The sequence below is a fragment of the Serratia sp. LTN-2 genome, assembly GCF_059740205.1.
Map to the genome: position 1 here is coordinate 156,251 of NZ_JCAXDO010000003.1, position 12,671 is coordinate 168,921.

At 60.8% G+C, this 12,671-nt stretch carries 9 protein-coding genes; all 9 read right to left on the reverse strand.

Translation table 11 applies throughout. From position 1 onward, the window contains the following. Window position 1: 1 nt before the first annotated feature. The 9 genes from AC6BYQ_RS07905 to tssF all read right to left on the reverse strand — a co-directional run bounded on the left by AC6BYQ_RS07905 (window position 2) and on the right by tssF (window position 12,662). Window positions 2-508, reverse strand: coding sequence for a type VI secretion lipoprotein TssJ (locus AC6BYQ_RS07905; RefSeq protein ID WP_498056649.1), 507 nt, complete (start codon window positions 506-508; stop codon window positions 2-4). 9 nt (window positions 509-517) lie between these two features. Beyond that, a complete protein-coding gene (locus tag AC6BYQ_RS07910) occupies window positions 518-883 on the reverse strand; it encodes a PAAR-like domain-containing protein (protein ID WP_498056650.1) in 366 nt (121 codons plus the stop codon). A gap of 5 nt (window positions 884-888) precedes the next feature. Then, window positions 889-1,503 carry a DUF3540 domain-containing protein gene (locus tag AC6BYQ_RS07915; protein WP_141967920.1) on the reverse strand — a complete coding sequence of 205 codons (615 nt, stop codon included), beginning with the start codon at window positions 1,501-1,503 and terminating at the stop codon, window positions 889-891. Next, the gene (locus AC6BYQ_RS07920) at window positions 1,496-2,650 is read right to left on the reverse strand and encodes a pentapeptide repeat-containing protein (protein WP_498056651.1); all 1,155 of its coding nucleotides are present in this window, start codon (window positions 2,648-2,650) and stop codon (window positions 1,496-1,498) included. Before AC6BYQ_RS07920 ends, AC6BYQ_RS07915 begins: the two co-directional genes overlap by 8 nt. Beyond that, window positions 2,640-4,865, reverse strand: coding sequence for a DUF2169 family type VI secretion system accessory protein (locus AC6BYQ_RS07925; protein ID WP_498056652.1), 2,226 nt, complete (start codon window positions 4,863-4,865; stop codon window positions 2,640-2,642). The genes AC6BYQ_RS07920 and AC6BYQ_RS07925 overlap by 11 nt, the downstream gene beginning before the upstream one ends. 12 nt (window positions 4,866-4,877) lie before the next feature. Further along, window positions 4,878-7,139, reverse strand: coding sequence for a type VI secretion system tip protein VgrG (gene vgrG / locus AC6BYQ_RS07930; RefSeq protein WP_197667795.1), 2,262 nt, complete (start codon window positions 7,137-7,139; stop codon window positions 4,878-4,880). 64 nt (window positions 7,140-7,203) lie between these two features. Continuing rightward, complete coding sequence (tssH, locus tag AC6BYQ_RS07935) at window positions 7,204-9,789, reverse strand: type VI secretion system ATPase TssH (RefSeq protein WP_211130047.1); 2,586 nt, start codon at window positions 9,787-9,789, stop codon at window positions 7,204-7,206. 16 nt (window positions 9,790-9,805) lie between these two features. After that, on the reverse strand, window positions 9,806-10,828 hold the full coding sequence (gene tssG, locus AC6BYQ_RS07940; protein ID WP_498056653.1) for a type VI secretion system baseplate subunit TssG: 1,023 nt from the start codon (window positions 10,826-10,828) through the stop codon (window positions 9,806-9,808). Beyond that, the gene (gene tssF, locus AC6BYQ_RS07945; RefSeq protein WP_025160410.1) at window positions 10,821-12,662 is read right to left on the reverse strand and encodes a type VI secretion system baseplate subunit TssF; all 1,842 of its coding nucleotides are present in this window, start codon (window positions 12,660-12,662) and stop codon (window positions 10,821-10,823) included. The genes tssG and tssF overlap by 8 nt, the downstream gene beginning before the upstream one ends. Between the last annotated feature and the right edge of the window lie 9 nt (window positions 12,663-12,671).

A 12,671-nucleotide genomic window follows, 5' to 3' on the forward strand; every position in this document is an offset into this window, starting at 1 on the left:
GTCATTCATCCATTTTGTCGTTAGTCACTATGCTGAGTGACGTCATCCCCACCATCACCTTCATTTGCGAATCAGCCTGCGCGGGGGACTTTTTCTCGGCGAGCGGCAAGACGCCGCTGATTTGCTGAAATTCCGCCCCGACGACGACCCACCGCTCTTGCCCTGCCGGCACCTCGAAGCGATAACGCAGCGTTTCCCTCGGTTGCAAAATGCTCTGGTGCCGGCTCAGCGCCCCTTCCGACGGCGCCGTCTCGCGGCAAGGGGCGCCATCGCCAATCCCGTCGGGCATCCACCCCGAGCGATTGGTTTCTATGACGCACACCTTGACCGGCTGCGCCTCCCCGGCCGCATTCGGGTTCACGTTGTCGTTGGCGGTCACTTCGACGTCGATAAACCGCAACCGACGCCCCGCATCCGCCGCTTCGTCGTGAGAAAACCAGCTGCATCCGCTCAGCGTCCCCACCGCCAACAGAGCCCCTGCCGCGATCCCCCGGAGCGTTTTCACCATGCTGAACTCCTATGCATTAACGAAACATTTGGTCTGGCTGGGCGCGACCTGAGTAGCGACCATGTTGTTGTTGTTCGTCGTGCTGGAATCACCTAATCGCGTGACCGGCATGCCGCCGGAGAAATACTTGCCCGATCCCTGCACCGGCTGCGCCTGGGCCGAATGCGTTCCCGAGGCGGCGCCGATCACCCCGCCCGAATCGATGGTGGCCACGCGAATGGTGCCGAGGTTCTGTTCATTGCCGCCGCAAATGAAACAGTTAGGCACGTTCGGTATGCCGGTGTTGTTGGGCGAAGTATTCGGGCCCGGCGCCGGTATCATCGGGTCACAGCCGGCCAAGCCGATCCCGCCCATGTTGGTATTGGCTGCAGTCATGGTGGTTACCCCATATGTATCTGGCCGCCGTCGATCTTCAGCACCGCCGAAGACTTCAGGGAACCAATTTCACTGTTGATGACCAGGGATTGCCGCGCATCCTGAATGATGTGTTTCGCCAATACCTCGTCGGTTTCCTCCACCCGCCGGCTTGCGTGCTTGCTGCGCACAAACAGGCGTTGAGAGATTTGGTGCAGCGTTTCGGCCACCCAACGGCTGCTGCGCGTCAGCAGCGTGAAGTGCGGGCTGCGCAACGTCAGCCGCTTGCCGCCCTGCAGTTCGATCTCCGGCGCCACGATGCGCAAGTTGGCGCTGCGGCTGTCCAGCGTCATGACGGCGTGCGCCTGTTGCCGCGACAGGATCTCGGTAATGACCAATTTGTCGCCGTCGACGATGACGCAAACGCGATCGCCCGCCAGCGGCTGAACCAGGCAGCTGGTGGCGACCGCCAGACAATGGGCGCGCATGCCGTCGACATACAGGCCGCCATTGGCGTCGGCCGCCAGCGTCACCACCTTGCGCCCCCCTTGTTCGGCAAGCGGAGCGCTGCGCACCAACTGCAAAGGCGTCACCTTGGCGTTGGCATAGACCTTCTGATGCTCTCTTCTGGACTTATACATATCTGCTTACTCCTGTTGGCCGTTGATACGACGGTTGCCGCGGTCCCGGTTGTTGATGCGCATACCAGGCGTCGATCGCACTCAAGAACGGATCGGCGGTAAGCGGCACATTTTCGGCGCGATGACGCTGTGCGCCATGCAGACGAGCGCTCTGTTGCTGGGCGGCGGTCAACGGCTGTTCGATCAGATTCGCTTCCCGCAGCTCGGCCTGCTCCAGATTGGCCAGCGCCAGATCGCACGCCCTGAATTCCGCTTGCATCAGCATGGCGCGCCCCCAGTTGGCACCGCCCATCGCGCACTCGCTGAACCGGGCTTTTTGCCCCTGCGCCAGGGTCAGCGTCGCGCGCTCGAAATCGCAGCGCAGCGCCTGCACTTCGGCGAAGATCGCCGATGTCAGATCGCTGTCGGCGAACGAACACCCCTCCAGCTCGCTGCGGTGAAAACTGGCGCCCTGCAGTTGCAGCTGCGCCAAATTGCAGTCCGACAGGCGGCAGGTGAACCAGATGCGCGCCTGTCCGGCGATCGTTTGCCAGCTGCACTTCTCCAACTGACAGCCCCCCATGATGTGGCGCTCGAGGGTCGACGCCTGCCACAGGCACTGTGTGAGTTGGCAGGCATACCAGTTGGCGTCCTGTATCACGTCCTGGTGAAACATCAGGTTGGTCAGGGTGCTGGTCTGCACGGCCAGATGCCCCAGGCTGCTGCGTTCAACTTCCGCCCCGTTGACCTCGCACCGGATCAAACTGCAGTCGTCCAGCAGACAATCGCCGACGTAGCACCCCTGCAGCGTGGTGTCATTGCACGCCACATTGCACAGCAGCCCCTGTTGCAACGTCAGGTTGTCAAACCGGCATTCGTTGAACGCCAGGCGCATCAAGCTGCCGCCGACCACGTTGACCTGCTGCAGGGTGCAGCCCTCAAAGCGCACCGCTCGCAAATCGCATCCTTCAAACGTGACGCGTTCGAAATGGCAGTCGATGAAAAAACAGTCGCTCAGCGTCAACCCTTTCAGCTCACGATCGTGGAAACGTCGCTTTTTGAAGGTGCGCGGCATGGCCGGCGTCTGCGCCACCGCCTGAGCGACCTCCAGTTCGATCGCCTCTCGGTCAGGCAGGGCCTGTTGGATGACGCGGCTCTCAGTTTTCATGCGCATAGTCCCCCTGAATAATTCTGCGCGGCACCCAGCACGCCCGTTCAAGCAAACACCCGCTGAAACGGGTACCGGCGTCCTGCCAGCTCATCGCCAGATTCGCCGCCGCCAGGTTGCACTGGTCAAATCCCGCATCGCGCAAGTCGGCGTTGTAAAACAGTCCTTGCTGGGCGCTGCTGTTTTGCCAGCGAGCGTGCGTCAGCACGCTGTCTTTGAACCGCACGCCGGCCATGTCGCAGCCGGCGATGGTGCTAGCCGTCAAATCGGCCTCGTCGAAATTGCATTCGGTGAAAACGCTGTACAGCAGTTGGCACCTCTCCAGGCGCGCCGCTTTCAGCCCCACTTTGGTGAAACAGCAATCGCTGAACACGCCGTGGGAAAAATTCACCTGCATGCCCGCCGTCAAGCTCTCGACGCCGCAGCGTTCAAAGCGCACGCCGCGCCAATTGCCGCCGAGGAACGAGTTTTTGGTTAACGTCATATCCAGCGCCACCGCACCTTCGGCCAGGCAGCGGTTGAACACGCAGGCATCCAGTTCCCCTTGCAGAAATTGCGCGCGGATCAGCGTCGAGCCGTTGAACATGCCGTTGCCAATCGCCCCGCGCTCAAAGCGCATCGCCGTGAAATCCCCCCGCTCGAAGACGCAGTAATCCAGCTTCACCCCCTCGGCCCGCATGCCTTGCCCCTGCGGTGCCTCCAGCGTTACCCGTTCGAGGACCGCCTCCTGCCACGCGCTTTCCGCCATCGACGGCTTTTGCAAGGTGCACGAAACCATGCGGATCCGACGCAGCGTCGCCTGCGTCAGGTCGACCGCATCAAAAACACAGTTTTCGAAGGTGCAGTTCTCCAGGATCGCCTGGGAAAAATCGCAGCGCTCAAAGCGGCATTGCAGAAAATGCTTGTCTGACAGCGCATGGCTGCGCAATCCGCTGAAAGTCTTCCCTTCCACGGTTGCGCTAGCGGGAAAAAACGCATCATTGCCGTCTTCGGCGGGCAGATCCGGCAAATCGGGCAGCGTCACGGAAGCGGGATCCGCCGTCGTCTGTTGCTGGTGCAAGGCAATCGCCTCGCGGATGCGTTGATAGAAAACGGCGGAGTCGCCCAACGAGGTGGGCGACGGGTCATAACGCAAATCGCTGGGGTGATCCGACACCGCCTGGATGACATTCAGGCCCATCTCCGCCGGCATCAGATCCGGATCGAACAGGAACTCAAAGGGGGAAGCCTCATCGTCGCTGCGCTTGTGATGCACCTGCCGGAAATAATCGAACGGCCGCGGCGCATCGCAGCGATCCAACGCCAGCATCAGGGACTCGATGGACTCGTCCAGAAGATGCGTCAGCGGCGCATCGCCGGTGAACACGATCAGCGCGATGTCGCTGTCGGGCAGGAACCACAGCGTTTTGCGCAGCAGTGCAATTTCCTCGAGGCTCTCGCTATCGTGGCGGCGTATGAACGCCCGCCCACGCACCGCCGGCAGCTCGCCGCGTATCGCCTGGCTTTGCGCGCCGACGCCCTGCAGTTCAAAGGGCACCCTATCCGGCCACGCCGCTTCCGGCAGCCACTGCGCCGGCGACGCCATCTGGTAGTAGCGCCGATCGATATCGGCCGGCAATCCGGGGAAAGCCGTTTCCAGATACGCTTTGCTGGCGATCTGGCCCGCTACCTTGTCGATGTGCGCCTTACGCAGCAAAAACTCGTGCGGCACCGGCGCCGGCGCCGCCAGCGGGGAGCGTTCCTGTGCTGAGCCCTCGGCGGACAAGGTCATCAGCAGCGGCCGCAGTCCATCATTGCCACCGCGCCCCAACGGATTCTCCTTGTTGTCTTTCCCGCCCCAGGCCGAGGTGTGATCCAGCGGCACGCTGAGGAAAGGTTCCGCCCCCATCGCGCCGCGTCGGCCCTCGCCCTCGACCCGCCAACGGCGCTTAAGCCCGCCGATGTCGGCGCTGACGTCCAGCGTTTTTACCGGCTGACCAATGCCGGCATGGCCGGCGATCAGGTATTCGGCGAACGGCTTCGGCTCGGCCACATCCAGCACCGGCAGGCTGAGCGGCGCGCGTTTCCACGCCTCCCAGATTTCGGCTTCGTTCACGAAGTGTTCCGGTCGGGACAGGTAGCATCCGGCCACGACGCTGATGCCGAGCCGGCTGTCTGTGCCGATCTGGTAACTTCCTTTAATCGCCACCAATTGCTGTGGCCGTATGATTCTCATTGCCGCGCCTCGTTAGTTTTTGCTTTGCATCCCGACTTTTTTCAAATCGACGCCGGTCTCGGACAGTGACGCGCCGGTGTAGCTGATGGACACCCCCGTCGTGCTGGTGCTGCTGCCGGTATTGCTGACGCTGCTACCGGTATTGCTGACGCTGCTGCCGGTGCTGCTGACGCTGCTGCCGGTGGTGCCGACGCTGCTGCCGGTGGTGCTCACGCTGCTGCCGGTGGTGCTGATGCTGCAACCGGTGGTGCTGGTCGACGAACCGGTGGTGCTGATACTGCAGCCGGTGGTGCTGGTCGATGAGCCGGTGGTGCTCACGCTCACGCCGGTAAAGCTGGTGCTGCTGCCGGTCTGGCTGGTGCTGACCGTGGTGTAGCTGTTGCTCTCGCCAGTCATGCTGTTGCTGATGCTGGTGAAGGAGTTGCTTTCGCCGGTCATCGAGTTCGAGACGCCGGTGCAGCTGGTGCTCTGCCCGGTAAACGACGTGCTCAACCCGGTGAACGAGGTGCTGACGCCGGTAAACGACGTGCTCACGCCGGTGAACGAGGTGCTCACGCCGGTAAACGAGGTGCTGACCCCGGTGGCGGTAAGGCTGACGCCGGTCATCGAGGCGCTGACGCCTTTGATCGACGCGTCAAACCCGGTAATGCTGAAAACGTAATCCTTGTAAGAGACGTGGTTGGTGAACCAGTCCGTAAAGGTGCGGCGGATGATGTCGAACTTGTCCATCCCCACCTCGGTGGCCTGATTGCGCTCCACCGTGGTTTGCAGATCGCGCTCGGCGTGCAGCATGACGCGTTCGTTGTTGCGGTTGTCATCGAAGGTCAACTGGCTGGCGTGCTGCGGCTTGCCGAAGCGCAGCGAACGCGACACCATCCCCGAGTAGTTGATGTATTCAGGCAGTTGGTAAGGCGGCGGGTTATCGCCGTTATACACAATCCCGGTCACCATCGGACGGTCGAGATCGCCGTCGACATAGGTCACCAGCACTTCCTGGCCGACGCGCGGCATGGCGATCACGCCCCAGCCTTTCCCCGCCCAGGCCTGCACGACGCGGATCCAGCAAGAGCTGTCCTCCTCGGTGGTTTTGTAGCGATCCCAGTGGAAATGCACGCGAATGCGCGCAAACTTGTCGGTATGCACTTCGGAATTGGGCGCGCCGACCACGGTGGCGCTCTGAATGCCCGGCATCTGCGGCTTGGGCGTTTCGCGCAGCGGGCGGAACGCCACATCGTCGTTCAGCGCATTGAAACGGCAGGTCACGTTGCGGCCGTCGCTGCTGCTGTCGGGGCCGTCTTGCACGAACACATAGTCGCAACGGGTCAATTTGAAGCGGCGGTTGCGGTTGGCGTCCGGGTGCAAAATCAAGGAGAAGTCCTTACCGGCCATCAGCCCGACGGCGTTGCTCTCGCCAAACAGCAGGTGACCGTCGCTTTGCATTTCTTCCAGGCGCAACCGCGCCAGGTTCTCACCGCGCTCGGTATCGATATAACCCGCCGCGTAGTCGTACCATTCCAGCGGCGTGTTCTGCAGGCCGAGGCGGCTCTCTTCCACCTTGGTTTGCAGGTTCTTGCGCGGGTTCTGGAAGTCGAAGTCGCGCAGCACGATTTCATTCGGACGCACTTTGCGGGAACGCTGGATGCGCTGGATCCCTTCGCGAATAGCGCGATTTTCTTCGCTGTCCGGCATGAACGGCAACACGGCGTAACCGAAATCCAGATCGTCGAAGTTCTGCCGGTCGGTGATCACCAGCGTGTGCTTATCCTCGGCGTGATCGAAGTAATACCAGATGCCTTCGTCTTCCAGCAGGCGGCTGATAAACGCGAAATCCGTTTCGGAAAATTGCACACAATACTCACGCGTCGGATAGGTGCCTTGAATATCCAGACGGTAGTCGGCAAAGCCGTAGCGAGAGAAGATTTGCTCGATGATGTCGAGCACGTTCAGATCCTGGAATATACGGCTGTTGCGGTTCTGCATCAAAAACCACAGCCAGGTGCTCAGCTCCAGCTTATAAACGAACTTATCCTGGTGCTGCCCCGCATCGGAGGCGCCGATCACGTAAGCGTAAAAAGGCCGCGAGCCGAAATCCGGCCTTTCTATTTGAATGCTGATCCCTTCACCCAGCAAAGACTCATAATCCACATCCGCCTGAGCGCATTCGAATTCGAGCGAATATTGCGAGTTGCTCGACAACCCTTCTTTGGTGGTAAAGCTGAGTGGAAACGCATTTAATTCGGCTAACACCGGGTTATCAATTTCGATTAAAGGCATAACAACCTCTCTGATCCGATATCGAACCCCGCCCCGCGTTTGCGGGCCGGCGGTAAATTAAAAATCAGTCGAAATAAACACTTAAACTATCGTTCTCGACCATGAGTTGGATATTCTGCAGTTCCTGTCCCGCCCGTTTGCGCTGCAGCACTTCATTGCTGATGGGCGGCAAAATCGCCTGCTGCAGCAGCGACTCGACCGCTCTGCCGCGCGAAGGATGGGCGCTGATGCGTTTGGCTATCCAGCCGGGAATGTCGCCCTCCAGCACCAGCGACACGCCCACTTCTTTGTGCAAACGTTGCTGTAAACGTGAAATCTGTTTGGTGGCGATATGGGTTATCGCTTCGGTGGAAAGCGGCACGTAAGGAATGACGTTCATGCGCGCCAACAGCGCCGCCGGGAAAAAGCGCGCCAGGACATCGTGCAGCATCGGGCGCAGCGCCTCGGTTTTCAGCTCCGGCGTTTCCGCCAGCGTCGCTTCTATTTCGCCGGCGCCGATGTTGCTCGTCATCAAAATAAAGCACTGGCGGAAGCTGATCATGCGGCCTTCGCCGTCCTCCATCACGCCCTTGTCAAAGACTTGATAGAACGCCTCATGAATGTCGGGATGTGCCTTGTCGAATTCGTCGAGCAGCACGATGGAATAAGGCTTGCGGCGCACCGCCTCCGTCAATTTGCCGCCCTTGCCGTAGCCGACATAGCCCGGCGGTGCCCCCTTCAGCGTGGAGACGGTGTGCGATTCCTGAAATTCGCTCATATTGAAGACGATCAGGTTGTGCGCGCCGCCGTACATCGCCTCCGCCAGGGCGAACGCGGTCTCCGTTTTACCGACACCGCTCGGGCCGGACAGCATGAAAACGCCCAATGGCCGATCGTGCGCCTGAATGCCGGCGCGGGAGATCCTCACCGCCTGCGCGATTTCATCGATCGCCGTCTGCTGGCCGAAAATCTGGCGGCTCAGCAGTTGGTTAAGGTTGAGCGCATTGTCCAGATCGCTTTGCAGCATGCGGCCGGTGGGAATGCCGGTCCAATCCGACAGCACCTCCGCCACGACGCGATCGTCCACCCACGGATACACCAACGGCAGGCCGCCGTCTTGCAGCTCGCCCAACTCGGTGGCCAGCTGCGGCAGACGCTCCGGCGACTGCCGCTCCGCCTCGAGCAAGGTGGTAACCGCCTGCTGCTCCTGTGCTTGTCGCCGACGCAGGGCGTCCAGCTCTCCCTCCATCTCGCTGAGCGTCTGCTGCAATTCGCTGATGCGAGTGGGCGCCAGACTGTCGAATCGGCTTTCTTCCTGCAGGCCGTTCAATTCGGTGCGCTTCACCGCCAGCCCGGCCTCGAGCGACTCGATTTTTTCAGGCTGCGCATGCTGGCTCAGCGCCACCCGCGCGCAGGCGGTATCCAACAGGCTGATGGCCTTGTCCGGAAGCTGCCGCGACGGCAGATGGCGCAGCGACAAATGCACCGCCGCCTGCAGCGCCGATTCGCGGATTTTAACGCTGTGGTGCTGTGCGAAATGCGGGGCGATGGCGCGCATCATGTTCACCGCATTCTCTTCGTCCGGCTCTGAAACCAACACGTACTGGAAGCGGCGCGTCAACGCGGCATCCGGCTCGATGAACTGTTTGTATTCCGACCAGGTGGTCGCCGCCACCATGCGCAGCGCCCCCCTGGCCAGCATGGGTTTCAGCAGGTTGACGGCGTCGCCGGTGCCAGCCTGCCCGCCGGCGCCCACCAGCGTATGCGCCTCATCGCAGAACAGGATCACCGGCACGGCCGAATGCGCAATGGCGTCGATCAGCGCTTTCAGACGTGATTCGAACTCCCCGCGCATGCTCGCCCCGGCCTGCATGCGCCCCAGATCCAAAGACAGCAGCCGGGCGCCCTGCAGCAGCGGCGGCACCTGTCCTTGCGCTATCTTGCAGGCCAGCGCTTCCGCCACCGCCGTTTTGCCGACCCCGGCTTCGCCCACCAAAATCGGGTTGTTCTGCCGACGGCGCAGCAAAATGTCGATCACCTGACGCAGCTCCGCCTCGCGGCCAATCACCGGATCGATTTCACCGTCGCGCGCCTGGCGAGTCAGGTCGGCGCACCATTTATCGAGTATCTCGACCGTCTCGGACGCATCCGGCGCATCGCCGTGGGCGCTGTAGACTTCCTCTTCTTCTTCCTCATGCTCGACGGACTCCGCCAGAATCGCCGGATAATCGTCGAACAGCTGCGGGATCGGCAGTTTTTTGAATTCGTCGCTCAGCCGGTACAGACTGCGCTGCAGCGTGGGATCCTGCAGAATGCCGACCAGGATATGGATGGTGCGCACGCCGCCGGACGGCGTTTCGGCGAGCTGGCTCATCAGCAGGCCCCTTTCCACCACCGTTTCCAATTGCGTCGACAGATCCACCACCGCATTCGTGCGGTTCGGCAAGGTATGCAGAATGCGATCCAACGCATCGCTGATGCGCTGACTATTGATGGCGTAGTGCGCCAGGATCAGCGGCAGGTCGCCGCGCTCCTTGTCCACCAGGACTTTCAGCCAGTGTTCAAGCTCCACGTATTCGTGCCTGAAGGTCCGGCACAGCTTGGTCGCTTCAACGAAGGACTGATAAGCAAAGTGGCCCAATCGCGAAAAAAGACGTTCTCGTTGATACACCTTAAATTTCCTTATATTAAGTTGTTGATTGATAAACCAGCTGCCTAAACGTCCCTGTCTTAGGTTTCAGCCAGCTGTCTTTACTCAGCGACTTGCCGCCCAGCTGCGCCGCCATGCCCGGCTCCGTGGCGATCAGCAGGCTGACGTCCAGCATCAGCTGATGGCTCGTGAAGTCATGACAGATACTCACCAGCGCCTGCAGCCGCCGGCTGCCGCGCTGATACTGCTGGTAATGCGGGGCCCCCAGCGGCCCGATTTGAATATGCGCGCCGTATTGGGCATCGAAAAAGCGGCTGCCGATGCGCGTGCGACCCAACTTGCCCAGCTTTTGACTGCCGCTTTTTTTGCCGTCGTCGATCCACTTGGCGTAGCGCGGCGTAATGGTGATGGGAACGGCGAAATAGGCCGTCAGCATCTTGGTCAACTGCCGCAGCGAGCGACGCCCCGGCAGATAAGTGCCGGGATAGGCTTCGCGCAGGCGCTGGATATGCGGGTTTACCGTCAACGCCGTATCGACGCCCACCGTCTGACGCAAATGATGCAAGAACGGGTTTTTGTCATCGTCGTGATCATGGCCGATCATCGCCTTCAACTGCGCCCAGGCCCGGTAGTGCAAGACGGCGAAGCGCTGGCTGACGATGCCGACGAACTGCTGGAACGCCTGATTGCGCCGGGCGATGACTTCGGTGCGCGCGTGCTCGGTCACATGGATCGGCAGCGGGCCGTAAGGGGCGAACATGCCGAAATGCCGCGCCTGAATCAGCACCTGCGTCGGGCGTTGCACGATGGAGGCGATTTCGCGCGAGGCAAACGCCATATCCGCCGGCTGGGTGATGCAGAGCCTTTCGCGGCTGCGATCGTTGGAGACGCCGAGCCGCGGCGCATCCGGCTGCGCGCGTTCGATACGCCGCAGCAACTCGAAAAAATCCTGCCGATTGGACAGCCCGCGGATTTCGGCCTGGCCCAGGCTCTCGCCTTGCGCCCCCGTCGCCGGCTCCAACGACAGCGCCGTTTCGCGCATCAACGACATATCAGCCATAGTAGAGCGCCCCCCAGTCGGCGTGGGTTTCCCCATCCAGCAACAGCTTCATGCTCAACGTTTGGTTCAAATCGCCGTATTGGCTGAGCGCGTGGTGCAATATTTTGCCGAACAGATAGGCGCCGTGGTCGGCATGATGGTTGGCGCTCAAGTTGACGGCGATCTCGGCCCCGCGGATCCAGGCGAGCGGCCCCGGCCCCTGATTGCGTTCGAAGTGGTGCTCCACCCAGGCATTTTTGATGCTGGCGATGCGTTTGCGCTGGCTGGAGTCATCCTGATGGCAGAACAACGACAGCCAATCGCGCAACAGCGCCGAACAATCCTGAACGTCCGGACGCGCATGGCGCAAAGGATTGGAGGCCAGCATCTGAATCGCTTGCCACGCCTGGCTGATGTTGGGCACCGCGACAGGGTTGCTCGGATAGCGGACGATCTCCACCTGGTGGATCGGCATCGCCGTTTCCAGTTGGAAATGTGGTTGCTGAAGGTGCGCAGGCACCAGATGCCGTTCGCAGACCAGCGCCTCGACGCTGAGCGACGTGATGTCGTCGATGTCGATACCGCTTTTGCCCGGCGAAATGGCGATGAAAGTATCTTCGTTGGGCAGGTGCGGGTTGTTGTATTTGGATGGCGACGGCTCGCGACGACGCTGCAGCGTATAACCCGCCGGCTCCCGTTCACAGTCGTAATGCACGTCGGCCTGCAGCGAAGAGAAAATCACCGGGTTGCCGTCCGGCAACATGCCTTTTACCTGTTTAACGCTATGTATCTCATACAGCGAAGTGTTCAAACGGTCGACCACCAGCTGGTGCTCTGTGCGCTCACCCGTCAACAGCACCGGCGAGCAATGACGGCGATACAGGTTGATGACCGGGGTCGCGAACAGATGAAAATCCCTGGCGTTGACGCGACCGATCAGAGTCAGTGGGCGTTGCTCAAGAGCAAACAAGATCTCGAACTCATGGACGCGTTCGCATTGACGCAGAAAATCCTGTACGCCATGCAGCTCGAGGCTGAAGAAGCGGCTCGGTGCCGCAAAGTATTCGCGCATCAGCCGGTTGCCGGGCAATTCCCCTACCGCGGTGGGCAACAATGCCTCTTCGTCGCCGACGCCGCCCAGGCGCAGGCTTTCCGGTTGCAGGACTTTGACGATCGGCCGGTCATCGTTTTTCGCCCATAGCACGATGCGCAAGGTGCGATTAAGCAGCGCGGCCATCAGCTGATTGGCCCGCACCGTATCTTCCGCCAACGTCAGGTGCAAGGGTTCGAGGTCCAGTTCCGAGACGGGCAACACGCCGTGCGTGGTCAGGCCGATTCTGACGTAGGCTGAACAATCTTGCATATGCCTGGCGGCGCCGTCAGGCAGATGGTGAGGCGGCAAAATTTCACATTCCGCCAATGAAATCTCAACGGGCTGCACTTTAATATGCCGCGCCGTGGTGAAGGTGGCGGGTTTGTTGTTCAGCGAGATATCGTTGAGGGTCATTCGGCTTCCCCGCGGCAGATCGACCTGGCTGTGCCACTGGGGGAAAGAGAGATCGGGCTTAATCGCGACGGTGGCGATCGCGGGAACGGGCGTGTACCACAAGGGCGCCAGGCGAGAAAGCATTTGCAAGGCAAATTCTGGCTGCTCGTTGTTCAGTTTTTCCTGGATGCGGGTGCAAAGAAAAGCGGAGCCCTCCAACAGACGCTCGACGAAAGGATCCAGCACGCCGTCGATATGCATGCCCAAATGCTGAGCGACCTGAGGATGAGAAGAGGCAAATTGACGACCGGCCTCGCGAAAATAACGCAGCTCATCATTATATAATTGGAGAAAGCGCTCACTGAACATAGTCACCTC